Source organism: Dyella sp. 2RAB6 (genome assembly GCF_052115385.1).
Taxonomy (GTDB): domain Bacteria; phylum Pseudomonadota; class Gammaproteobacteria; order Xanthomonadales; family Rhodanobacteraceae; genus Dyella_D.
This window is the reverse complement of record NZ_JBFRGP010000001.1, coordinates 490890-515343: the sequence shown is the minus strand read 5'-3', so window position 1 is coordinate 515343 and position 24454 is coordinate 490890. Positions and strand designations below refer to the sequence as shown.

The following is a 24454-nucleotide window of genomic DNA, read 5'->3' as shown; positions in this document are numbered from 1 at the left end:
CCATCCCGCTGTAACCTGCGCCGCCCACCCTGCCGGCTATTCCCCGGCAGGACTCTCGCGTGCGTTCCCCCTCCCCGTCGACCGCTTCCTCGCTGCCCCCGATGGCGGTCAACCTGCTCGCCGGCGGCGCGGCCTTTCTGGCTTATGCGTCGATGTACGCCTTCCGCAAGCCGTTCACTGCGGCGGAATTCGCCGGCCTGCACTTCGCCGGCGTGGATTACAAAGTGTGGCTGGTGATCGCCCAGGTGTTCGGCTACATGTTGAGCAAGGTGCGCGGCATCACCTGGATCGCGCAGATGCAGCGGCACAGCCGCGCCCGCGCGCTGGCCGGATTGATCGCCTTCGCCTGGCTCGCGCTGCTCGGCTTCGCCCTGCTGCCGGCGCCGTGGAATATCGCCTGCCTGTTTCTCAACGGCCTGCCGCTGGGCATGGTGTGGGGCGTGATCTTCGGTTATCTCGAAGGGCGCCGCGGCACCGAGCTGATGGCCGCGTGCATGTGCGCCAGCTTTATCGTCGGCTCCGGCGTGGTGAAGTCGGTGGGCACCTGGCTGATGGTGCGCCATGGCGTAAGCGAGTTCTGGATGCCGTTCGCCACCGGCCTCATGTTCGTGCCGCCGCTGTGCCTGTCGGTGTGGCTGCTCGAACGCCTGCCCGCACCGGATGCGGGCGACGTAGCCGAACGCCATGCGCGCGTGCCGATGGACGCGGCCACCCGCCGCGCGTTCCTGGCGCGCTTCCTGCCGGGCGTGGCCATGATCGTGGTCGCTTATGTGGCGCTGACCGTGGCGCGCGATTTCCGCGACAACTTCGCCGCGGAGATCTGGGCGGACCTCGGCCGCGGCGGCGATGCCTCGGTGTTCACCGCCACCGAATTGCCGATCGCGGTCGCCGTGCTGCTGATCACCGCCGCGACCATGGCGGTGCGCGACAACTTCCGCGCGCTGATGCTCAACCACGTGCTGATCTTCAGCGGCTTCGCCACCGCCGTGCTGGCCACCTGGCTGCACGAGCGCGGCCTGATCAGCCCGCTGGGCTGGATCGGCGGCAGCGGCTTCGGCCTGTACCTGGCCTACGTGCCGTACAACAGCACGTTCTTCGAGCGCATGCTGGCGACCTTCCGCGTCACCGGCAACGTGGGCTTCGTGATGTATATCGCCGACGCCAGCGGCTACATGGGCAGCGTGGCGATCATCCTGGCCAAGGAGTTCGGCGGCATGCACCTGTCCTGGGCCGCGTTCTACGCGCAGACGGTGGTGCTGCTGTCGACCTTCGGCATGCTGGTGACCCTGGTCTCGGCGGCGTACTTCCGCGCCAAGGCGCGGCGCCACGTGGCGATTGGCGTACCCGCGCCGGCCTGAATGCGGCAGCTTGGCTATGATCGGCGTTCTCCCCAAGCGCCAGGAGTGTGCCGTGTTCATACGTACCGCCTGCTGTCTCGCCCTTGTTGTGTCCGCCGGTTCCGCCCACGCTGCCGATGTGCGCTATCTGAACCCTGCCGGCCTGTCCAAGCCCACCGGCTATACGCATGTGGTGGAAGTGCCGGCCGGTGCGCGCACCTTGTATCTCTCCGGCCAGATCGCGCTGGACGCCAAAGGCAACCTGGTCGGCGCCGGCGATTTCGCGGCGCAGGCCGAGCAGGTGTTCGCCAATATCGATACGGCGCTCAAAGCGTCGGGCGCGAGCTTCCGCAACGTGGTGAAGATCAACATGTATGTCACCGACATGACGCAGCTGAAGGCGCTGCGTGCGGCGCGGGACAAGTACATCGATGTGCAGCATCCGCCGGCGAGCACCTTGGTCGAGGTGAACAAGCTGGCGCGCGAAGGTTTGCTGCTGGAGGTTGAGGCGACGGCGGTCGTGCCCTGACCACGTAGGTTGGGGTGAGCCCAAGGCGAACCCCAACTTTGCCCGGCACCGCTATGTCACGCAGGGGCTGGGGTAGGGATTGGGGTTCGCTTTTGGCTCACCCCAACCTACGCCGGTTCCTTCTGCTTGATCGCATCGAGCAACAGTGCACCCGCATCAGCGAGATTGCCGTCGTTGCGGATCACCATCGTCCCCGGCGGCGCACGCCAGGCCTCGGCCCGATCGAGCCTGGCGGCGATGTCCTCCGCGCTCTCGCGGCCACGCCCGATCAAGCGCGCCGCCATCACCTCGCGACTGGCCGTAATCACCACCGGCCGCAAGCCGGGAAACCGCTCGCACGCCTGCCCGTAAGCCGCACGCGAACCATTCACCAGCACATCGGCATCGCGCGCCAGCCACTGCTCGACCTCCCGCCCCACGCCATAGCGCAGGCCATGCGCCTGCCAGGTCAGCACGAACAAGCCACGCCGTTCGCGCGACTCGAACTCTTCCACGCTCAGCGCCACATGGTTCTCCCCACCCGCATGCGCGGGACGGGTGATGTAGCGGTGCGCGCAGACCATGCCATGCGAAATGCCATGCTCGCGCACCCAGCCAAGCACGCTGTCCTTGCCGGCGCCGGACGGACCCATCACGTAGAACAGGCGTCCACTCATGCGCAGCCCTCCAGCACGACGCGTTCGACCACCTCGAACGCCGCGCCGGGTGAAGGCTCGCGGCAGATAGTGAGCGCATCGATCGCTGCCGGCGGCAGCGCGGCAGCACGCGGCGCCAACCACGCATGCAAGGCTTGCTCTTCGCCGGTCGACGCAGGCGCGGCCAACGTCATATGAAAACGGTAACGGTCCAGCACGTAGGGATATCCGTGATCCTGCAGATGAGCGAACTCCATCGCATCGAGGCCGGCGGCGCGCTTGCGCAGCGCTTCGGCGGCGAGCGGCGCGCGGAGGGTTTCGGTGGCGTGGAGGCAAGCGGCGGCCAGCGCGTCGATGGCGGTGGTATCGCCTGCGGGGCGCAGGGCGAGGAAGCCGGCGAGACGGTCCAGCCGCAACGGCAACGCGAACGGGGCATGCTCGCGCGCCACGTTGACAAGTACGCGACAAAGCTCGCCAAGCTCATGGCCGTGGGCAAGCGCAAAAGGCGCGCGCAAGGTCGCATGCCAACCGTAGCGGCGCGCGTCGGCGAGCAGCGCGTCGCGCCGCGCGGCATCCAGCCCCGCGATCTCCACGCCAGCCAGCCATTCCGCACCGAACCGCCCCAGCGCGCTGTCCGCCGCCGGGCAGCAATAAATCGCATAACGCATCAGTCGTCCGCCATCAGAACCAATTGCACCCAATCGCCGGAGAAGCGCGTGATGCCGTATTGCACCGGCACGCCACGCGTGTCGGCATTGATCGACTGCACGTGCAGCACCGGCCGGTTGGCGGGGGCTTTCATCAGGCGCGCGGTCTCCGCTTCCGGCAGCCGCGCCGACACGCGGGTGTGCTTGCGCACGTAGTCGTTGACGCCGAACTCGGCCAGCGTGCGCGTCACCGACTGCAGGCGGCGATACACCGCGGGCAATCCGGCAAAGCGTGCGGCGGGGAAATACGCGGTGGAATGGTCGACCATGTGGCCGTCGGCATGGCTGAGCGTGTCGATGCGATAGACGTATTCATGGCGCGCCAGCCCCAGCGCCTCGGCCACCGCGGCGGGCGGATGCTCGCGCGTATCGGCGAGGAATTCGATATCCGTGTCCACGTTGAGGTTGCGCATGTTCTGGGTGAAGCGCGTGCGCCGGCTGATGGCGTAGTCCAGCGTGTGCTCGCGCACGAAGGTGCCGCGCCCCTGCTCGGTGCGCACCAGGTTGCGCTGCTCCAGCGCGGCGATCGCGCGCCGCACGGTGTGCCGGTTCACCCCGAAGCGCTCGGCCAGTTCGTGCGCCGAGGGCAGCTGCTCGCCCTGGCGCACCCGCCCCTTGAGGATGTCGTCGGCGAGGATGTCGCCGATCTGGCTCCACAGCGCCACGCCTCGCCCGCGTTCAATCCCGCTCATACCACTGCCCTCACCTGTCTATTGCCCGTCACGGCGGCGGCATGCGGCACTGCTGCAATGTCGCCTCGACGGGAAGGGGCACCACGCCCCGCCCTGGGAGCCTCTGATCCATTCCTACGTACCCGTCACCGCACTGTATGCGCGCCTCGCTTCGTCCCGGCGACGAAGGCAGACTGGCCGTCTGTCGAGGCGCCGGGACGAAGCGAGGCGCGCATACAGTGCGGCCCCAACATTTAAATGTTGAATGACGGGGTGACGTCCAGAAGGCTCGCAGGCGGTAGCGCGCGACTTGGCAAGACAGCCAGTCTTCCCTGCGCCGCGCGCTACCGCCTGCGAGCCTTCTGGACGTCATGCCGGGTACGTAGGAATGGATCAGAGGCTCCCTAGATAACTAGACCTTTGTGACAAACCCGGGAACAGACATGGACACCTCCAGTCACCTGGCCCGCGCGCAGTGGATGTCACTGCTGGCGCAGGCCGAACCGGCCGAACTGGCCCAAGCCATGGCGGCTTACCCGCCGCCGGCCGACACGACCTGGCTGCGCCCCGCGCAGACCGGCCTGTACATGCTGCGCGGCCGCATCGGCGGCACCGGCGCGCGCTTCAACCTGGGCGAGGCCAGCGTCACCCGCTGCAGCGTGCAGATCGGCGCCCACGTCGGCCATGCCTGGGTGCGCGGCAGCGACCCACGCCATGCGGAACTGGCCGCCTGCGCCGATGCCTGGCTGCAGGACGAAACACGCCATCCGCAGCTCGAAGCCCAGTTGCTGGCGCCGTTACGCGCCTCGCGGCAGGCGCGCCGCGACGCCGCCAGCCGCAAGGCCGCGGCCAGCAAGGTCGAATTCTTCACCGTGGTAAGGGGGGAATGATGCTCGCCGCCTTTGCCGATCCCGTTTTCGACAGCCAGCGCAACTTCCGCGAGCTGCTGCAGGCGATGGCCCGTCCGGCCATGCCGCGCGCACTGCCCTCGCTGCCGCCTTCCCCCGCACCGGCCACGCCCGAGGCGATGGCCGTGCTGCTCACCTTATGCGACCAGGCCACCCCGGTGTGGCTGCAGGCCGGCGGCGACGCGCTGGCGCAGCACCTGCGCTTCCACGCCGGCACGCCGCTGGTGGACACGCCAGCCGCCGCCGATTTCGCGCTGATCGTCGACGCGCAGGCGATGCCGCCGCTGGAGACGTTCGCGCTGGGTGATCCGCGCTATCCGGACCGCTCCACCACGCTGATCGTGCAGGTCGACGGCCTGCACGCCGGGGCCGGCATGCGCTTCGCCGGCCCCGGCATCCGCGACAGCGTGCGTTGCGCCATCGACGGCCTGCCCGAACGCTTCTGGCGCGAGCGCGCAGCACTGGCCGCGCGCTTGCCGCTGGGCGTGGACTGCTTCTTCGTCGCCGCGCGGCAGGTGCTCGCGCTGCCGCGCACGACCCGTCTGCTGGAGGACTGAATGTACGTAGCCGTGAAAGGCGGCGAACGGGCCATCGCCCGCTCGCTGGAACTGCTGGCCGAGGCACGCCGTGGCGATCCCGCCGTGCCGCAGCTGGAACTGGCGCAGATCCGCCAGCAATTGCGCCTGGCGGTGGCGCGGGTGATGCAGGAAGGCTCGCTCTACGACGAGGAACTGGCCGCTCTGGCGATCCGCCAGGCCGCGGGCGACCTGCAGGAAGCGATCTTCCTGCTGCGCGCCTACCGCACCACGCTGCCGCGCTTCGGCTACACCGAAGCGCTGGACACCGCAGCGATGCGCGTGCGCCGCCGTGTCTCCGGCACCTTCAAGGACATCCCGGGCGGCCAGGTGCTGGGGCCGACCTACGACTACACGCAGCGCCTGCTCGAATTCGGCGACGCGCCCATCGCCACCTGCCCGCCCGCCGAGCAGCCGCTGCCCGACGGCATGCCGCGCGTGCTCGACCTGCTCGACGCCGAAGCGCTGATCGAACCGGCCGAGCCCGGCGACGATGCGGAGCCGGCCGATCTGACCCGCGACGCGCTGCTGTTCCCCGCCGACCGCGCCACGCGCCTGCAGAACCTGGCGCGCGGCGACGAAGGCTTTCTGCTCGGCCTGGCCTATTCCACCCAGCGCGGTTATGCGGAAAGCCATCCTTTCGCCGGCGAAATCCGCATGGGCGAGGTGGACGTGCTGATCTGTCCGGAAGAACTCGGCTTTCCCATCGCCATCGGCGAAATCACTTTGACCGAGTGCCAGATGATCAACCAGTTCCACGGCGGCCACGGCACGCCGCCGCAGTTCACCCGCGGCTACGGGCTGGCCATGGGCGAAGGCGAGCGCAAGGCGATGGCGATGGCCCTGGTCGACCGCTCGCTGCGCTGCGACGAGCTGGGCGAAGCCGCGCATGCGCCGGCGCAGGACCAGGAATTCGTGCTCTCGCATACCGACAACGTGGAGGCCTCCGGCTTCGTGCAGCACCTGAAGCTGCCGCACTACGTGGACTTCCAGGCCGAGCTGTCGCTGCTGCGCACGCTGGCCGCGCAGGCGCGGGCCGACGCCACCGAGCGGCCCACCTGCGAGCAATCCACCTGGGAGCAGCCCGCATGAGCAACACCTACAACTTCGCCTTCCTCGACGAAAACACCAAGCGCATGCTGCGCCGCGGCCTGCTCAAGGCAGTGGCGATCCCCGGTTGCCAGGTGCCATTCGGCAGCCGCGAGATGCCCCTGCCCTATGGCTGGGGCACCGGCGGCATCCAGCTCACGGCGGCCCTGCTCGGCCCGGACGACGTGCTCAAGGTGATCGACCAGGGCGCCGACGACACCACCAATGCAGTGAATATCCGGCGCTTTTTCGCCCGCGTGGCCGGTGTGGCCACCACCGAGCGCACCAGCGAGGCCACCCTGATCCAGACCCGCCACCGCATTCCTGAAACACCGCTGCGCGAGGATCAGCTGCTGGTGTTCCAGGTACCCGAGCCCGAACCGCTGCGCACGCTGGAACCGCGCGAGGCCGAGACGCGCACCCTGCATGCGCTGGCCGACTACGGATTGATGCACGTGAAGCTGTACGAAGACATCGCCCGCTACGGGCATATCGCCACCAGCTACGACTACCCGGTGCTGGTCGACGGCCGCTATCTGGCCTCGCCTTCGCCGATCCCGAAATTCGACAACCCGAAACTGGATAACTCGCCGGCGCTGCTGCTGTTCGGCGCCGGGCGCGAGAAGCGGCTGTATGCGATCCCGCCGTATACCCGCGTGGAAAGCCTGGCCTTCGACGACCATCCGTTCGAGATCCAGCGCTGGGAGCACGTCTGCGCGCTGTGCGCCTCCGCTGAAAGCTATCTGGACGAAGTGGTGGTGGACGATCGCGGCACGCGCCTGTTCGTGTGTTCCGACACCGACTACTGCACGCAGCGCCGCGAGGCTGCCGCAACGGTCGAAGACCAAGCGGAGGCCGCCGCATGAACGCCCTGCTGCAAGTACGCGGACTGAGCCGCCACTACGGCGCGCGCATCGGCTGCGCCGAGGTGAGCTTCGACCTGCATCCGGGCGAGCTGCTGTGCATCGTCGGCGAATCCGGTTCGGGCAAGTCGACCCTGCTCAACGCGCTGGCCGGCCGGCTGGCGCCGGACGCCGGCAGCCTGCGTTATCGCCAGCGCGATGGCGGCTGGCTGGAACTGGGCGCGCTAGACGAAGCGAACCGGCGCCGGCTGGCGCGCGAGGAATGGGGCTTCGTCACGCAGAACCCGCGCGATGGCCTGCGGCTGGAAGTAAGCGCCGGCGCCAACGTGGCCGAACGGCTGATGGCGCTGGGCGAGCGCAACTACGGCGAGCTGCGCGCCACCGCGCGCCGCTGGCTGGAGCGGGTGGAGATCGATCCGGCGCGCATCGACGATGCACCGGGCGCGTTCTCCGGCGGCATGCAGCAGCGCCTGCAGATCGCGCGCACCCTGGTCACGCAGCCGCGGCTGGTGTTCATGGACGAGCCCACGGCCGGCCTGGATGTGTCGGTGCAGGCGCGCATCCTGGACCTGCTGCGCCGGCTGGTGACCGAACTGGGCCTGGCCGCGGTGATGGTCACCCACGACCTGGCCGTGGCGCGCCTGCTGGCCGCGCGCACGCTGGTGATGCAAGGCGGCCGCGTGGTGGAAAGCGGGCTGACCGACCAGATCCTCGACGACCCGCAGCATCCCTATACGCAACTTCTCGTTTCCTCGGTGCTGACCACATGAGCGCAACCACCCTGCCCGCGCTCGAACTGCGCGGCCTCACCAAATCCTTCGAACTGCACCAGCAGCACGGCACCCGCCTGGACGTGCTCGACGCGGTGGACCTCACCCTGCATGCAGGCGAATGCGTCGCCCTGGCCGGCCCGTCCGGCGCGGGCAAGAGCACCCTGCTGCGGGTGATCTATGCCAACTACCGGCCCAGCCAGGGCGCCGTGCGCGTGCGCCACGACGGCGCCTGGGTAGACCTAGCCACCGCCACCCCGCACGAGGTGCTGGCGGTGCGCCGGCACACGCTGGGCTATGTCAGCCAGTTCCTGCGCGTGATTCCGCGCGTACCGGCGCAGGACATCGTGGCCGAGCCCTTGCTCGCCGCGGGGGTGGCGATGGACGAAGCGCGCGAACGGGCCGGCGCACTGCTGCAGCGGCTGAACGTGCCGACGCGGCTGTGGTCGCTGCCGCCGGGCACTTTTTCCGGCGGCGAGCAGCAGCGCGTGAATATCGCGCGCGGCCTGATCGTGCCGCGCCCGCTGCTGTTGCTGGACGAACCCACCGCCTCGCTCGACGCCGCCAACCGCGAGGTGGTGGCCGGCTTGCTGGAGGAAGCGCGCCGCGCCGGCGCGGCCATCCTCGGCATCTTCCACGACGAGGACATGCGCGACCGCGTCGCCACCCGCCTTTTCCCCATGCGCCCGCTGGCGCCGACCTGAGCCGTAGCCATCCCATGACCGACCTGGTACTGACCAACGCCAACCTCGTGCTCGACGACCGCGTGCTGCACGGCACGCTGATCGCCCGCAACGGCTTTATCCGCCTGATCGACGAAGGCCCGACCCAGGCGCCCGGCGCGATCGACTGCGCCGGCGACTACGTCATCCCCGGCCTGATCGAGCTGCACACCGACAATCTGGAAAAGCACCTGATGCCGCGCGCCGGCGTGCTGTGGCCGGCGCTGCCGGCGGTACTCACGCACGACGCCCAGGTGATCGCGGCCGGCATCACCACCGTGTTCGACGCGCTGTCGGTGGGCGATCTGGAAGAAGAAAGCGTGCGTATCGAAACCCTGCGCGGCACCTACGATGCCATCCTCGCCGGCCAGGCCAGCGGCGCGCTGCGCGCCGACCACTGGATCCACCTGCGCTGCGAACTGGCCTATCCGCGCCTGATGGAAGCGCTGGAACCACTGATGCGCCACCGCAGCGTGCGGCTGGTCTCGCTGATGGATCACACGCCGGGCCAGCGCCAGTACCGCGACATCTCGCAGTACCGCAAGTACTACAGCAAGAACCGCATGACCTGGAGCGAAGACGAGTTCGCCGACGTGGTGCGCAAGCGCACCGAGCAGCAGGCGGTGTACAGCGCACGGCACGAGCAGGCCGTGCTCGAGCTGGCGCGCGAGCATGCAGCGATCCTGGCCAGCCATGACGACACCGATGCCGCGCAGGTGGAACACGCGCACCGCATCGGCGTGCGTATCAGCGAGTTTCCCACCACGCAGGAAGCCGCCGACGCCGCGCGCAAGCTGGGCCTGGCCACGGTGATGGGCGCGCCGAATGTAGTGCGCGGCGGTTCGCACTCCGGCAACGTGGCTGCACTGGCGCTGGCGGCGAGCGACCGCCTGGACATGCTGTCCTCCGACTACGTGCCCGCCAGCCTGCTGCACGGCGCCTTCCTGCTGCATACACAGGCGGGCTGGTCGATGCCGCGCGCGATGGCGACGGTGTCGAGCAATCCCGCACAGGCGCTGGGCTTCAGCGACCGCGGCTCGCTGCGCGCGGGGTTGCGCGCGGATCTGGTGCGGATGCGGGCGATGGATGGGTTGCCGATCGTGCGCAATGTGTGGGTTGGCGGAGCGGCGACGTTCTGAAGTCGCTACACAAATACCTCGAGATAAAGCCCCTCTCCCGTCGGGAGAGGGGTTGGGGTGAGGGTACGGGCAGAGCGAAGCGCCCCACTCCGCCCGAACCCTCATCCGGCTGCCGCCACCTTCCTCGCTCCTCAGAGCCGCGCACATCCCTGTACGCTCCCCGCGTGCCCCCGCAGGGAGAAGGATCCCCCTCTGGCATTTAGCCGGCCAAACGCTTGCCTCACACATATAAGAATCATTATCATTTGGGACTGACAACCCCGCAGCAAGCCAAGTCGTTCCCCCGACCCAGCCGCTCCTTCTCCTCAACGGTGCCTCCCACACGGCGGCCCCGTGCCCAAGGACGCACCCGTGGCCGGCTATTTCCCCGCTTTCCCCCCGTTCCGTCGCAGCGCGCTCACCCTCGCCTGCCTGCTCGCCATCGCCGCACCGGCCCTCGCCACCGAGCCGCCCGCGACCGATAGCGACACCACCAAGGACCAGCGCCGCGTCACCACCCTGGAAGGCGTCAGCGCCACCGCCACGGTGGACGACCACGGCTACACCGTCCCCGCCACGAGCGGCGCCACCCGCCTGGCGCTGTCGCTGCGCGAGACGCCGCAGTCGGTCAGCGTGATCACCCGCGCGCAGATGGACGACTTCGGCCTGAACAACATCAACGACGTGCTCGGCCGCGCCACCGGCATCAATGTCGAGAAGATCGAAACCGACCGCACCTACTACGGCGCACGCGGCTTCGACATCACCAACTTCCTCACCGACGGGCTCGGCATGCCGTTCGCCAACGGTGGCCAGGAAGGCGATATCGACACCGCCATCTACGACCATATCGAAGTGCTGCGCGGCGCCAACGGCCTGATGTCGTTCACCGGCAATCCTTCGGCCACCATCAATTTCGTGCGCAAGCGCCCCACCGCCGACCTGCAGGGCAGCGTCGGCGCCACCGTAGGCAGCTGGAACAACCGGCGGCTGGATGGCGACCTGTCCGGTGCGCTCAATGCGTCGAAAAGCGTGCGTGGCCGCGTCGTATTGGCGGACCAGCAGAGCGACAGTTATCTCGATCGTTATGCGGTGCGCAAGAAGGTCGCCGCCGGCATGCTCGAAGCGGACCTGACGCCGAACACCCTGCTTTCGGCCGGCATCACCCGGCAGAAGAGTTCGCCGAAGAGCCCGATGTGGGGCGCGCTGCCGCTGTACAACACCGACGGCACACGCACCGACTACCGCCGTTCCACCAGCACCTCCGCCGACTGGTCGCGCTGGGACATGAGCAATACGCAGTCCTACCTCACGCTCTCGCACGACTTCGCCAACGGCTGGAGCGTGAAGGCCGCGCTCAACTATCGCCGCCTGGTCGGCGCCAGCCAGCTGTTCTACGTCTACGGCACGCCGGATGCGGCCACCGGGCTGGGCCTGTTCAGCTATCCCTCGCAGTACGACAGCACGGAAAAGCAGTACTACGCCGACGTGTATGCCAGCGGCCCGTTCGCGCTGGGCGGACGCGAACACGAGCTGGTGCTGGGCGTGAACGCCGGCAAGAGCGACGTGGACCAGCTCTCCGGCTACTCCGCCGACATCGGCACCGCGCTGCCGCCGCTATGGGACTGGAACGGCCGCTACACCAAGCCCGCCTTCAACGCCTACTACAACAGCGCGCAGTTCCATCTGCGCCGCCGCAGCGCCTATGCCACCGCGCGCTGGAACCTGGCCGATTCGCTGAAGCTGATCACCGGCGCTACCCTCACCCGCATCACCAGCACCGGCCAGAACTACGGCGTGCCGCACGCCTACGAGAAGACCAAGGCCACGCCCTTCGTCGGCGCGGTGTACGACCTCGATGCCAACTACTCGGTGTATGCCAGCTACGCCAGGCTGTTCAATCCGCAGACCGAAGTGGACGTCAACAACCGCGTGCTGGATCCGGTCACCGGCGACAACCTCGAAGCCGGCCTCAAGGGCGCCTGGATGGACGATCGCCTGAATGCCTCGTTCGCCGTGTTCCGCTCGCGCCAGAACAACTACGCCGAATCGGTAGGCATCAACCCGGCCACCGGCCAGAACTACTACCGCGGTATCAACGCCACTTCCACCGGCTACGAATTCGATCTCGCCGGCCAGCTCACCGCGAACTGGGAAGCCAGCGCCGGCATCACCCAGCTCGGCATCGTGGACCAGCAGGACCGCAACGTGCGCACCTATGTGCCGCGCCGCACGCTGCGCATCAACAGCAGCTATCGCCTGCCGTGGGTGCCCGGCCTGAAAGTCGGCGGCTCGCTGCGCTGGCAGGACCGCATCGTGCGCGACCAGCTCGCACTGGATACGCAGGGCCGCGAGATCTACACCGCCCAGGGCAGCTACGCGCTGCTGGGCCTGATGGCGCGCTACGACTTCGATCCGTCGTGGAGCGCCACGCTCAACCTGGACAACCTCAGCAACCGCAAGTACATCGCCAGCCTGTACTGGGCGCAGGGCTATTACGGCGCGCCGACCAGCTGGCAGTTGAACGTGACGTACCGGTTCTGAGCATGCTGCCCGCCGCTCTCCTGCTGTGCTTCGCCAGCGCGCTGCTGTGCTACCTGGCCAGCCCGCAGCAACGCTTGCGCGCGGCGCCGCTGCCGAAGTGGACGCGCCTGGCGGCATTGGCCTGCGCGGCCGGCGGCGCGGGCGCGTGGGTCGATGTGCTGGGCGTTGGCGCAGGCCTGTTCACCGCACTCACCGCGTTGATGCTCGGCTGGGTCGGCCTGCCCTACGCCGCCTGGTATGCCGGACGCGAGGAGCGGCGATGATCGCGCGCTGCCTCGCCGGCACCCTGCTCGGCTTTCCGCTGTCCGGCATGCTGCTGGCGCTGGGCCTGTACTGGCTGCCCGGCCATGGACAGGACTGGCTGATTCCCGTGCTGCTGCTGTTCTTCCCGTTGTGGGTGGGCGTGATGGCGGGCAGTTATATGTTCCGCAACGGCACGCGCGCATGGCTGGCACTGGGTGCGGCCAACGGCGCGCTGTTCACCCTGCTGTGGCTGTCGCGCCACCTCGCCGGCGCATGAGGCCCGCATGAAATCCTCGACCATCCGCAGCTTCCAGACCGTCCACACCTGGACCGGCCTGCTCGCCGGCTTCGCCCTGTTCGTCGCGTTCTATGCCGGCGCGCTGACCGTGTTCCACCACGACATCGCGCTGTGGCAAAGCCCGCCATGGCGCAGCGAACCGGCGCGCGACGTCTCCGTGCAGACGATGATCGACCGCCTGCTTGCGGCGCACCCGAAAGCGGCCAGGGATTTCGGCATCGTGCTGCCGCCGCCGGGCACGGCGCAGGGCCCGTACGCATACTGGAACGATGGCGAGGAACATTTCGCTACCGCCGACAAGCTGGACCGCCCTACCGACGACGAAGGCGCCACCCACGGCAACCTCGCCGACTTCGTCTATGCGCTGCACGACTCGCTGGGCATTCCGGTGGTCGGCCTGTATCTGATGGGCATCGTCAGCGTGATCTACGGACTGGCGCTTATTTCCGGCCTGCTGATCCATCTGCCGCAACTGCTGGGGGACCTGTTCGCGCTGCGCCCGGGGCGCAACCTCAAGCGGCTATGGCAGGACGCGCATAACGCCATCGGCGTGCTGAGCCTGCCGTTCCACATCATCTTCGCGGTCACCGGCGCGCTGATGTGCCTGTTCGTGCCGCTGTTTGCCGCACTCAACCTGATCGCATTCGACGGCAAGCTGGGCGATGCGTTCGCCAAGGCGATCAGCACCGCGCCCACGGTGCAGGCAAGTGGGCAAGCAGCGCCGATGCTGTCGGCCGAGGCGCTGATCGAACGCGCGCGGGCGTCGGCGCTGGTCATCGGCGTCAGCAGTTTCGAGCCGGACTATGTGCATTACGACCACTACGGCGATGCCAACGCGCTGGTGCAGGTGCGTGGTGTTTCGCAGCGCACGCTGGGCACGTACGGGACCATCGCGCTCAATGGCGCCACCGGCGCGGTGCTGGAGCAGCACGTGGGCGATACGCATAGCCTCAACGGGCTGACCAACTCATCGATCTATGCGCTGCACTTCGGCAACTTCGGCGGGCGCGCGGTGCAGTGGCTGTATTTCCTGCTCGGCCTGGCCGGGGCCTTCCTGTTCTATTCCGGCAACCTGTTGTGGATCGAATCGCGGCGCAAGCGGCGCCACGCCGAGCAGCCGCGCAAGACGCTGGTGATGGCGCGCGCCACCTTGGGCGTGTGCCTGGGCACCTGCCTGGGGATCGCCGCGGCATTCGCGGCGACGATGGTCGCACAGGGCTTGGGGATCGATCCCGGCGTGCCGCAGCAGGCGGCTTGCTATGGCGTGGTGGCGCTGGCCGTGGCGTATGCCTGCCTGCGGCCGGTGGCGCGGGCGGCGGTCGAATTGCTGGTGCTCGGCGCGGTGGCGTATGTGGCGGTGGCGCTGGCCGATCTGCTGCGCAATGGGGCAGCGTGGGGGCAGCCGTGGACGCCGCAGTCGGTGGCGGTGCTGGGGGTGGATCTCACCGGTATCGCCTTGGGTGTTGGTTTTGCGTGGCTGGCGCGGGCCAGCTGGAAGCGTGCGCGGCGTGGCGATGCCAACAGTATGTGGGCAAGCGCTACGGCATAAAGCGCACCCCGGCCTGCACGTGCCTTGCGCGGCGGTCTAGACAACTACCCCCGCCTGTCGCCTCCGCGCAGACAGGGCGCAACCACCCTGGACCAAGATGCGCGCCTGCCGCCGGCCTGCCGGCGACGCGCCGCCATCTCACGTCCAAGGTCCTTTCGCCCATGAAGCCGTCCCGTACCCCGCTTTGCCTGGCGTTGCTCGCCGCGCTCCCGCTGCTGGCGCACGCCGCCGACGACCTGCCTCCGGCCGCCGACGCAGCGGTAGCCAAGGACGCCAAGGTGCTGGAAACCATTTCCGTGGTCGGCCAGAACGCCACCCGCCAGGTACAGCAGATCGACAAGGCGCAGATCGAGCAGGCCGCGCCCGGCACCAGCCCGATCCAGATGCTGCAGAAGCTGCCCGGCGTGCATTTCGTTTCCAACGACGCGTTCGGCACCGACGAATGGTCGCAGCGCATCAGCCTGCGCGGCTTCAACCACACCCAGCTCGGCTACACGCTGGATGGCATCCCGATGGGCAATACCGACTACCACTCCGGCGACGGCCTCAGCGTCACCCGCGCCTGGATCAGCGAGAACCTGGCCGAGCTGGAACTGGCGCAGGGTTCGGGCGCGCTCGGCACCGCCTCGACCAGCAATCTCGGCGGCACGGTGCAGCTCTATACCGACAACCCGGGCAGCCAGCCCGGCGTGCGGCTCAATGCAACGGGTGGCTCGTATGGTTTCCGGCGCGGCTATCTGCGCGCCGATACCGGCAACTTCGGCGGCTTCAGCGCCTATATCGCGGGCATGTATGTCGATGCGCCGAAGTGGAAGGGCGACGACGCGCAGACCCAGCGCCAGCTCAATACCAAGGCCATCTACGAATGGACCGGCGGCCGCGTCACCGGCCTGCTCGGCGTCACCCGCCGCGTCGAGCAGGCCTACCTGGACCTGTCGCTGGATTCGCTCAAGCGCTGCGGCTACAAGTTCGACTACCTCGCGCCCGATTGGCAACGCTCGGTGGACATCGCCAACGGCAAGTACAGCGGCTGCGTGCAGAGTGCCGACGACACCTATTACAACGGCAACGGCATCCGCCAGGACGAGATCGCCTCGATCAAGGGCGAGTTCTTCCTCAACGACCATCTCACCCTGAACCTGCAGCCGTACTACCACCACGACCTGGGCCAGGGCCACTGGTACGCACCGGCTTCCGACCTGCCCTATACGCCGGGGCCGGGCGAGGCGCCGATCGCGCTGCGCCTGTCGCATTACCTGATGACCCGCGGCGGCATGGTCAACTCGCTGTCGTATGACCTGGGCGATCATCATCTGGAAGGCGGCTTCTGGTTCGAGAACAGCCACTACACCATCGCGCGCAGCTTCGAACCCAATCCGCTGTCCGGCCCGATCAGCCAGCGCGAGATCTACGACACCTACTACCACGCGCTGTTCCGCCAGCGCTTCATGACCTTGACGCGCCAGTGGTACCTGCAGGACAGCTGGTCGCTGCTGGACGACACGCTGCGCATCGATGCCGGCTTCAAGGGCCACAACGTCACCACCCATGCGATTGCCCTGCTGCCCGGCCGCGCCAGCGGCGCGCTCAAGGCGGACAGCGGCTTCCTGCCGCAGGTCGGCGCCAACTACAAATTCGGCGGCGGCTGGGAAGGCTTCGCCTCGTTCTCGATGAACCAGAACGCGTTCGAGCCCGGCGCCAGTGGCGCCTGGTCGTCGAACCAGAAAACCTTCGACAGCCTGCGCAATACGCTGCGTCCCGAGCGTTCGAGCAACAGCGAACTTGGCCTGCGTTATGTCGATGCCACCGTGCAGTCCTTGCTGGCGCTGTACAACATCGACTTCAAGAACCGCCTGCTGGTGATCGTCCCGTGCGCGGGCGTGGTGAGCTGCCCCAACCAGATCGCCAACGTGGGCAAGGTCAACTCCAAGGGTGCGGAATTCACCTTCGTGTGGCAGCCGCTCGATTCGCTGCGCTGGTTCAACTCGCTCACCTATAACGATCCCAAGTACAAGGACGATTACCTCGACGCCGGCACGCTGATCCACACCAAGGGCAAGACCGTGGTCGATTCGCCCAAGGAAATGTTTGCCAGCGAACTGCAGTATCGCTTCGGCGAATTCCGCGCCACTCTGGGCACCAAGTACACCGGCGCCCGCTACTACACCTATGTCAACGACCAACGCATCGCCGGTTTCTGGCTATGGGATGCCGGCCTGGCGTGGGAGCGCAAGAACGTCGGCTTCGCCAAGAGCCTCAAGGTCTCGCTCAACGTCAGCAATCTGCTCAACAAGAAATACATCGCCACCATCGACAGCAACGGCTTCACCACCAGCGATCCGAACGGCACGTTCCAGTCGCTGCTGGTCGGCGCGCCGCGGCAGGGTTTCCTGTCGGTGGACCTGAGCTTCTGAGCGGACCGGAGCACGGAGAATCTCCCGGGTTTTCCGTGCTCCGCCCTGGCTAGACGCGACTTAGACACGCGCTGCACGCGCACGTCACGCGTATAGAAAGCATCGATCGATTCGATCCGATCAATCAATTTTTCATGGCTCCCTGCGAAGCATACGCTCGAAGCCGGCGGCTTCATGACCAAGGGGGACACGCTCGGCCGCCTGGAACCCAACCCAAGGGAGGCCCCATGAAACGCGCAACCGTAAAGCACGGCCGGCGACTCGCGCTGGCGATCGCCGTGAGCTTCGTTGTCGCCGCATCGGCGCAAAGCCAGCAAACCGATGCTTCCCGCAAACCGCCGCCCAGCAGTTACTCGCCGGTGATCGAACCGGACTTCGCCACCACCATGCAACACATGTCGCAAGCCAAGCCCGGCGTGATGCAACGCCAGAAGAACCTGCTGCAGGAACGCTACGACCTCGCCGACAAGCCGGCCAAGGGCGTGACCATGTCGCGCGGCAAGCCGGTGCAGGAAGGCATCCGCGTGAAGCTGAAGTCCGGCAGCAGTTGGCAACAGCTCGCCGACATGTCGCCGGACGAGATCAGGAACAAGGATCTGTTTCCGTCCGGCTTCCTGCCCCTGCCCCATCCCAATCATCCCGAAGGCGGCATGCTGTTTCCGCATTTCGAGATCGAGCGGATCAAGCAGCAGGACAACCGCGATCTCACCCGCTTCGACCTGGACTTCGACCTGCCGGATCACATCCTGCCGGAGTTCCCGCAAGCGATCTTCCTCAGCACGCGCCCGGACCTGGGCGATGTCTCCAAGGGCAAGCTGGTCACGCTGGATAATTACTACGAGCTGTTCAACGGCATCCTCAATCCCAAGCAACTCGAAGGCCTGCGCCTGCTGGTGACGCCGTTCCCGCAGCAGCAGTTCAACGCCACCGGCGACCGGCGCTCCGCACGGCCGAGCCTGGGCGTGGCGTGTTTCGACTGCCATGCCAATGGCAGCACCAATGGCGCCACCCACCTGGTGGGTGACATCCGCCCGCAGGAGTTCCGCCACCGCATCGAGACGCCCACCCTGCGCGGCGTGAATATCCAGCGGCTGTTCGGCTCGCAACGTGCGTTGAAAACCGTGGAGGACTTCACCGAGTTCGAACAGCGCGCGGCCTACTTCGACGGCGATCCGGTGCTCGCCACCAAGAAAGGCGTGAACATTCTCGAACGCGGCAGCCAGGTGCATTTCATGGCGGAGTTCGAGGAGATCCTGGATTTCCCGCCCGCGCCCAAGCTGGCCTGGGACGGCAAGCTCGATCCCGCCAAGGCCGGCGAGCAGGAGTTGCGCGGACAGGCGGTGTTCTTCGGCAAGGGGCAATGCAGCGGCTGCCATACGCCGCCCTACTACACCGACAACACCATGCATAACCTGCAGGCGGAGCGGTTCTACAAGCCGCGCATGATCAACGGGATGATGGCCAGCGCGGATGGGGCGATCAAGACCTTCCCGTTGCGCGGGATCAGGGACACCCCGCCGTATCTGCACGATGGGCGGCTGCTGACGCTGGACGACACCGTGGAGTATTTCAACCTGGTACTGGGCACGAAGTTGAACGAGCAGGAGAAGCAGGACCTGGTGGCCTTCATGCGGGTGCTGTAGGCATCAACGCTGGCGTAGGTTGGGGTGAGCCGGAGGCGACTGCGAAGGCAGGATGCCGTAGCGAACATCCGCGTAGCGGATGGCCCGAAGGGCGGGCTGCCGATGCAGCCCGTAACCCCAACGTCGTGGCATGCATGAGCGCTGCGACGTTGGGGTTGTCACCCCAACCTACGGCTTGGGCAATGCATAGGCAATCAAGGCATCGCCCATCTTCGTCCCCAGCGAACCATGGCCGCCGGCCATGATCACCACGTACTGCCGCCCGGTCTGGTCGGAGACATAGCTCATCGGCGTTGCCTGCCCACCCGCCGGCAGGCGCGCCTGCCACAGCTGCTTGCCATCGCGCACGTCGTAGGCACGCAGGTAGTCATCCAGCGAGGCGCCCATGAAAGCCACGCCGCCGCCGGTGGTGATCATGCCGCCGAGGCTCGGCACACCCAGCGGCAACGGAATCGGCAGGGGCGCGTTGTCCACCACCGTGCCATTGCGGTGCATCCACAGCTTGCGCATGGTGCGCAGATCCACCGCGGCGACATAGCCCCACGGCGGGGCCTGGCAGGGAATGCCCAGTGGCGACAGCAGCGGCAGCAGCTCGACCGCGAACGGCGTGCCCTGCATCGGCTGCAGGCCGTGCTCGGTGCCGGTCGAACCCTTGGCGCTCTTGGCCTCTTCCTGCTCGCGCGGGATCAGGCGCGAAACGAACGCCATGTAGTTGGGATTGCCGACCAGCAATTGCCGCGCCGGATCGATCGCGACGCCACCCCAGTCGAACACGCCATAGTTGCCCGGATACACCAGCGAGCCCTGCTCCGACGGCGGCGTAAAGATGCCGTCGTAGCGCAGCCGCTTGAACTTGATCCGGCACATCAGCTGGTCGTAGGGATTGGTGCCCCACATATCGGCCTCGCGCAGCGGGCGCTCCGGCTTGAAGCTGAGTTCCGAGAACGGCTGCGTGGGCGAGGTGCGATCGCCGCTCGCCGCGCCTTGCGGCACCGGCTGCTCCGGCGCGGGGACGATCGGCTTGCCATCGCGCCGATCCAGCACGTAGATATCGCCGCGCTTGGTCGAGGCCACCAGCGCGGGCCACCGGCCCCGCGGCGTAGCCAGATCCACCAGGCTGGGCTGCCCGCCGATATCCATGTCCCACAGGTCGTGGTGCACGGCCTGGTAGACCCAGCGCAACCTGCCGGTGGCGATCTCCAGCGCCACGATCGCGCTGTTGAAACGCTCGCCTTGCGGATAGCGGTCGCCGCCCCACATGTCCGGCGTCTGGTTGCCCATCGGGATGTAGACCAGGCCGAGCTTCTCGTCGACGCTGGACACGCTCCACGAATTCGGCGAGTTGCGCTGGTAATGCTGGCCCGCCGGCAATGGCTCGGTGCTCGTGGGATTGGCCGCATCCCAGTTCCACAGCAACTTGCCGCTGGCGATGTCATAGCCGCGGATCACGCCGGAGGGTTCGTTGGTGGATTCGTTGTCGCTGACGCTGGCCGACACGATCAGCACGTTGCGCGTGACCGTCGGCGGCGAGGTCGGATTGAGGAAGCCGCGCTGCGTCATCGCCATGCCCTGGTACAGGCCGATCACGCCGTGCTCGCCGAAATCCGTGCAGGGCTGTCCGTTATCCGCGTTGAGCGCGACGATGGTCGCGTCCGCGGTCGGCGCGAAGATACGGCGCGGGCAGCTGTCGAAATGGATCGCCTCGGCGACTACCGCACCCTTGGGCGTTGGTGGCGGCGCGGCCACCGGCGCCGCGCCATCCGCTGCATACGCACCGGAATCGTGATACGCCACGCCGCGGCAGATCATGTGCTGATAGCCCTTGGCATCGCGGTTGATCTTCGGGTCGTAGCGCCAGCGTTCCTTGCCGGTGTCCGGGTCCAGCGCGATCACGATGTTGTGCGGCGTGCACAGGTACAGCATGCCGTTGGCCTTGAGCGGCGTCACTTCGTTGGCGATCTCGGTGGGATCGCCCGGGCCTTTGAGGTCACCGGTGTGGAACGTCCACGCCACCTGCAGGGTCGACACATTCTCCGGCGTGATCTGCGTGGCCGGGGCGTAGCGGTCGCCGTAGCCCGAGCGGCCATAGGCGGTCCAATCGTTCGGCGCTGCACCCGCGCCATCGGCCGAAGGCGCCGCACTCATGCTGTCTTCCGGCGCGGCGCCGGCCAGCGTGTGGTAGTCGGTGAAATACGCCACCGCGCCCACCGCCACACTCGCCGCCATCACCACCCACAGCGGCAGCGTACCGGTGGCCCAGCGCAGGGCTGCTTCGGGGTCCGGCTCCAGGCGGTGCGACACCCACGGCAGCAGCAGCCACGCACCGAGCGCGAACCACACGGCCAGGCGCGGCACCAGTTGCCACCAGTCGAAACGCACCTCGTAGATCGCCCACAGCAAGCTGGCGAGCAGCAGCAGCGCATGCAGGCCCAGCGCCAGGCCGCTGCCGCGCCAGGCCAGCCAGCCGGTAGCGATCAGCACCGCGCCGGCCAGCACGTAATACGGCGAACCACCGAGCCGCAGCAGCCAGGCGCCGCCGGCCAGCAAGGCCAGGCCCAGCAGCATGAACACTGCCGCGGTCAACCACAGCGCAACGGCCGGTCGGGACTTCGTCTCCATTCGCTCTTCCCTTGTCGCGTATCGAACGGCGAATCAGCACCGCATGGTTGACGAGCCACCGTTGGGGTTTCGTGACGCCAGGCGGATACCTGCCGGCCCGCCCGACTATGGCGCATGCCGCTGAACGCACACCGAGCCGCGCCGGCCGACAGCGCATGGGACAGGGAAAATGGGCCGCTTTCTCGCGCGGGGGCCGCTTCCTCTATACTTGCCGCCCGTTGCCCCCGTAGCTCAGTTGGATAGAGCGTCCCCCTCCTAAGGGGAAGGTCGTACGTTCGAATCGTATCGGGGGCACCACTTTCTCAGCGGCTGGCCGGGACGCCCCGGCGCATCACGAAGCCGCTTCCGTCGCCATCGGCTCCAGCGGCTTGCGCGCGATCCGCTGCTTGAGCGCCATCGCCGGTGCTTCCACCAGCCGCCACGACAGCATGCCGGCGAGCAGCGCCAGCGGCGCGGCCAGCGCGAACATCTTGTACGGCCCGGCCGACGGCAGGTAATGCGCGATCACCTGCTGGATCGGGAAGGCGTAGAGATAGACGCCATAGCTGTAGTCGTCGACCCAGCGCGGCAGCGCCAGCTTGCGTCCGTAGCCGACCACCAGCGTGCCGTACGCCAGCGACAGATAGCACAGCGGATAGAACGCCTTGGTGTCCGCCGAAAGAAAGGTCATCACCACCAGCGCCACGGCCAGCGCCGGGCTGTACGGGATATGCCGGCGGTTGACGTAGATGAGGCCGCCGAAGCAGAACATCGCGGCCAATTTATATTCCCAGGCGCCATGCGTAATCATCGGCAGCACGTCGAAGAACGCCGCGCCGATCAGCAGCACGGCCAGCGCATTGAGCGCGGCCCGCGTCTTGTACGCCGCCAGCGCGGCCAGGCCAACCAGGATGTACAGGCGCAGCTCGACCGGGATCGTCCACAGGCTGCCGTTGATCACGCCGGCGAAAGCACCATCGCGCAAGGCGACGCCAGGCAGGTCGCCGGTGATCCGGTACGTGGTGGCATTGGTGAGCAGATAGCGCCAGGTGGTCGGCGAGGACAGATAGTCCGACATGCTCAACGAAGTGAAGACAGCACCCAGCACGAAGGTCATCACCAGCGCGCAGACGATCAGGCCCGGGAAAATCCGCAGCGCCCGCTTGGCGAAATAGCTGGCGGCGGAGCGGCTCTCCACGCAGCTCTTGGTGACCAGGAAGCCGCTGATCACGAAGAAGATGAAAAGCCCGATGCGGTGGCTGAGGATTTCCGGGTCGCGCGACAGCAGCGAAGCCAGGTCGACGCAGGAAGCGCAATCCGCCGCCAGACGGAACGAATGCCCGTAGACCACCAGCATCGCCGCCAGCAGGCGCAGCAGCAGGAAGTTATTGGACTGTTGGTCTGCGCGCTCCGCGCATATCGCTTCGAACGTCTTCAAGAGTGCTCCTCGCAAACGGCAAGCAGGCCCGCGGCCCACTTTTTCCCGCGCGGAGAATACGCCAGAACCGTGTCGTATCCCTGTCTGCAAATCAGCCGGTAAATCACCCGGGCAAGGCCCCGTCGCGGCCCCATGGCGCAGCGCACCATCGCGGGCGGGCGGCGGGCGTCTCGGGCTCATCCATGTCCGCCTGCTAGAATCGCCCTTTTCCACCCCCATCCCAACCGCGCCGCGAGGCGCCACGGTCCAGGAGCAAGCATGTCCCACGAAATCCTCAAGGCGCTCGGCATCGGCGCTGAGCATTCCGGCACCTATCTCGGCCAGGGCGAATGGTCGCGCACGGCCGATGCCGGTGCGCTGCAGCCGGTGAATCCGGCCACCGGCGAGGTGATCGGCACCGTGCATGCCTCCAGCGCCGCCGACTACGAAACCATCGTCAAGCGCGCCCAGGAAGCGTTCAAGACCTGGCGCACCACGCCGGCCCCACGCCGCGGCGAAGCCGTGCGCCTGTGCGGCGAGGCGCTGCGCAAGCACAAGGACGCGCTCGGTTCGCTGGTCGCGCTGGAAATGGGCAAGATCAAGCCCGAGGGCGATGGCGAAGTGCAGGAGATGATCGACATCGCCGACTTCGCGGTGGGCCAGAGCCGCATGCTCTACGGCTACACCATGCATTCGGAGCGCCCCGGCCACCGCATGTACGAGCAGTACCACCCGCTGGGCCTGGTCGGCATCATCAGCGCGTTCAACTTCCCGGTGGCGGTGTGGGCATGGAACGCCTTCCTCGCCGCGATCTGCGGCGACATCTGCATCTGGAAGCCGTCGCCGAAGACCCCGCTGTCGGCCATCGCCACCATCAAGATCTGCAACGAGGCGCTGAAGGCCGGCGGCTTCCCGGACATCTTCTTCCTGTTCAACGATGCCGGCACCGACCTGTCGCAGGGCTTCGTCGACGACAAGCGCATCCCGCTGATCAGCTTCACCGGTTCGACCAAGGTCGGCCGCATGGTCGGCGAGCGCGTGGCGCGCCGCATGGGCCGTTCGCTGCTGGAGCTGGGCGGCAACAACGCCATCATCCTGGACGAGAGCGCCGACCTTAAGCTGGCCATTCCGGCCATCGTGTTCGGCGCCGTCGGCACTGCCGGCCAGCGCTGCACCAGCACGCGCCGCCTGTTCGTGCACGAATCGATCGTCGGCGAAGTGACCGACAAGCTGGTCGCCGCCTACCAGCAGGTGGAAGGCAAGATCGGCGATCCGACCCTGGCCACCACCCTGATGGGCCCGCTCAACAGCCAGGACGCCGTGCAGGCCTACCTGGGCGCGGTGGAGAAAGCCAAGGCCAGCGGCGGCAAGGTGCTGACCGGCGGCGCCGCGCTCACCGGGCGCAAGGGCAACTTCGTGCTGCCGACCATCGTCACCGGCGTCAAGAACAGCGACGAAGTGGTGCAGACGGAAACCTTCGCGCCGATCCTCTACATCATGCCGTTCAAGTCGCTGGACGAGGCGATCGAGCTGCAGAACGACGTGCCGCAGGGCCTGTCCTCGGCGATCTTCACGCGCGACCTGAAGTCGGCCGAGCAGTATCTGTCGTCGGCCGGCTCGGACTGCGGCATCGCCAACGTCAACATCGGCACCTCGGGCGCGGAGATCGGCGGCGCCTTCGGCGGCGAGAAGGAGACCGGCGGCGGTCGCGAGTCCGGTTCGGACGCGTGGAAGGTGTACATGCGCCGCCAGACCAATACCAGCAACTATTCGGATTCGCTGCCGCTGGCCCAGGGCATCAAGTTCGACCTGTAAGACGCGACG

Annotated in this window: 21 protein-coding genes and 1 tRNA gene; 17 read left to right on the top strand and 5 right to left on the bottom strand. The window is 67.4% G+C overall.

All coding sequences use genetic code 11. The annotated features are described in order from the left end of the window. The first annotated feature begins 59 nt into the window (after window positions 1-59). The gene (locus AB4083_RS02255) at window positions 60-1358 is read left to right on the top strand and encodes a DUF5690 family protein (RefSeq protein WP_441606130.1); all 1299 of its coding nucleotides are present in this window, start codon (window positions 60-62) and stop codon (window positions 1356-1358) included. A 52-nt stretch (window positions 1359-1410) separates the two neighbouring features. Then, a complete protein-coding gene (locus tag AB4083_RS02250; protein WP_441606129.1) occupies window positions 1411-1866 on the top strand; it encodes a RidA family protein in 456 nt (151 codons plus the stop codon). Between the two features lie 107 nt (window positions 1867-1973). Here the strand turns inward: AB4083_RS02250 and phnN are convergent, their stop codons facing one another. The 3 genes from phnN to phnF are packed head-to-tail and all read right to left on the bottom strand — an operon-like array spanning window position 1974 to window position 3900. Continuing rightward, window positions 1974-2522, bottom strand: coding sequence for a phosphonate metabolism protein/1,5-bisphosphokinase (PRPP-forming) PhnN (phnN, locus tag AB4083_RS02245; RefSeq protein ID WP_441606128.1), 549 nt, complete (start codon window positions 2520-2522; stop codon window positions 1974-1976). Continuing rightward, the gene (locus AB4083_RS02240) at window positions 2519-3169 is read right to left on the bottom strand and encodes a DUF1045 domain-containing protein (RefSeq protein ID WP_441606127.1); all 651 of its coding nucleotides are present in this window, start codon (window positions 3167-3169) and stop codon (window positions 2519-2521) included. The genes phnN and AB4083_RS02240 overlap by 4 nt, the downstream gene beginning before the upstream one ends. Next, the gene (gene phnF / locus AB4083_RS02235; RefSeq protein WP_441606126.1) at window positions 3169-3900 is read right to left on the bottom strand and encodes a phosphonate metabolism transcriptional regulator PhnF; all 732 of its coding nucleotides are present in this window, start codon (window positions 3898-3900) and stop codon (window positions 3169-3171) included. The genes AB4083_RS02240 and phnF overlap by 1 nt, the downstream gene beginning before the upstream one ends. 422 nt (window positions 3901-4322) lie before the next feature. On the opposite strand from phnF, the gene phnG reads away from it, so the two are divergent. The 13 genes from phnG (at window position 4323) to AB4083_RS02170 (ending at window position 18615) form a co-directional block, all read left to right on the top strand. Beyond that, window positions 4323-4769, top strand: a complete 447-nt coding sequence (gene phnG / locus AB4083_RS02230; RefSeq protein WP_441606125.1) for a phosphonate C-P lyase system protein PhnG — start codon at window positions 4323-4325, stop codon at window positions 4767-4769. Then, on the top strand, window positions 4769-5344 hold the full coding sequence (gene phnH / locus AB4083_RS02225; RefSeq protein ID WP_441606124.1) for a phosphonate C-P lyase system protein PhnH: 576 nt from the start codon (window positions 4769-4771) through the stop codon (window positions 5342-5344). Before phnG ends, phnH begins: the two co-directional genes overlap by 1 nt. Next, window positions 5345-6454, top strand: a complete 1110-nt coding sequence (locus AB4083_RS02220; RefSeq protein ID WP_441606123.1) for a carbon-phosphorus lyase complex subunit PhnI — start codon at window positions 5345-5347, stop codon at window positions 6452-6454. After that, window positions 6451-7317, top strand: a complete 867-nt coding sequence (locus AB4083_RS02215; RefSeq protein WP_441606122.1) for an alpha-D-ribose 1-methylphosphonate 5-phosphate C-P-lyase PhnJ — start codon at window positions 6451-6453, stop codon at window positions 7315-7317. Before AB4083_RS02220 ends, AB4083_RS02215 begins: the two co-directional genes overlap by 4 nt. Next, window positions 7314-8084, top strand: coding sequence for a phosphonate C-P lyase system protein PhnK (phnK, locus tag AB4083_RS02210; RefSeq protein WP_441606121.1), 771 nt, complete (start codon window positions 7314-7316; stop codon window positions 8082-8084). The genes AB4083_RS02215 and phnK overlap by 4 nt, the downstream gene beginning before the upstream one ends. Continuing rightward, window positions 8081-8788 (top strand): phosphonate C-P lyase system protein PhnL, encoded by a 708-nt coding sequence (gene phnL, locus AB4083_RS02205; RefSeq protein WP_441606120.1) that lies wholly within the window; start codon window positions 8081-8083, stop codon window positions 8786-8788. Before phnK ends, phnL begins: the two co-directional genes overlap by 4 nt. 14 nt (window positions 8789-8802) lie before the next feature. Next, window positions 8803-9945 (top strand): alpha-D-ribose 1-methylphosphonate 5-triphosphate diphosphatase, encoded by a 1143-nt coding sequence (locus AB4083_RS02200; protein WP_441606119.1) that lies wholly within the window; start codon window positions 8803-8805, stop codon window positions 9943-9945. A gap of 333 nt (window positions 9946-10278) precedes the next feature. Further along, entirely contained in the window at window positions 10279-12468 is a 2190-nt protein-coding gene (locus AB4083_RS02195; RefSeq protein ID WP_441606118.1) for a TonB-dependent siderophore receptor, read from the top strand. Window positions 12469-12470: 2 nt separating this feature from the next. After that, window positions 12471-12731 (top strand): hypothetical protein, encoded by a 261-nt coding sequence (locus tag AB4083_RS02190; RefSeq protein ID WP_441606117.1) that lies wholly within the window; start codon window positions 12471-12473, stop codon window positions 12729-12731. Then, on the top strand, window positions 12728-12988 hold the full coding sequence (locus AB4083_RS02185; protein ID WP_441606116.1) for a hypothetical protein: 261 nt from the start codon (window positions 12728-12730) through the stop codon (window positions 12986-12988). Before AB4083_RS02190 ends, AB4083_RS02185 begins: the two co-directional genes overlap by 4 nt. 7 nt (window positions 12989-12995) lie before the next feature. Next, window positions 12996-14558, top strand: a complete 1563-nt coding sequence (locus tag AB4083_RS02180) for a PepSY-associated TM helix domain-containing protein (protein WP_441606115.1) — start codon at window positions 12996-12998, stop codon at window positions 14556-14558. A 161-nt stretch (window positions 14559-14719) separates the two neighbouring features. After that, the gene (locus tag AB4083_RS02175) at window positions 14720-16972 is read left to right on the top strand and encodes a TonB-dependent receptor (RefSeq protein WP_441606114.1); all 2253 of its coding nucleotides are present in this window, start codon (window positions 14720-14722) and stop codon (window positions 16970-16972) included. 227 nt (window positions 16973-17199) lie between these two features. Further along, a complete protein-coding gene (locus tag AB4083_RS02170) occupies window positions 17200-18615 on the top strand; it encodes a hypothetical protein (RefSeq protein WP_441606113.1) in 1416 nt (471 codons plus the stop codon). A 168-nt stretch (window positions 18616-18783) separates the two neighbouring features. Here the strand turns inward: AB4083_RS02170 and AB4083_RS02165 are convergent, their stop codons facing one another. Continuing rightward, window positions 18784-21234: a membrane-bound PQQ-dependent dehydrogenase, glucose/quinate/shikimate family gene (locus AB4083_RS02165; RefSeq protein ID WP_441606112.1), complete on the bottom strand. Its 2451-nt coding sequence runs from the start codon at window positions 21232-21234 to the stop codon at window positions 18784-18786. Between the two features lie 220 nt (window positions 21235-21454). On the opposite strand from AB4083_RS02165, the gene AB4083_RS02160 reads away from it, so the two are divergent. Further along, window positions 21455-21531: transfer RNA gene (locus AB4083_RS02160), tRNA-Arg, on the top strand. A gap of 34 nt (window positions 21532-21565) precedes the next feature. Here AB4083_RS02160 and AB4083_RS02155 read toward each other — a convergent pair. After that, on the bottom strand, window positions 21566-22651 hold the full coding sequence (locus tag AB4083_RS02155) for an acyltransferase family protein (protein ID WP_441606111.1): 1086 nt from the start codon (window positions 22649-22651) through the stop codon (window positions 21566-21568). A 258-nt stretch (window positions 22652-22909) separates the two neighbouring features. On the opposite strand from AB4083_RS02155, the gene amaB reads away from it, so the two are divergent. Further along, a complete protein-coding gene (amaB, locus tag AB4083_RS02150; RefSeq protein ID WP_441606110.1) occupies window positions 22910-24445 on the top strand; it encodes an L-piperidine-6-carboxylate dehydrogenase in 1536 nt (511 codons plus the stop codon). Window positions 24446-24454: the final 9 nt, after the last annotated feature.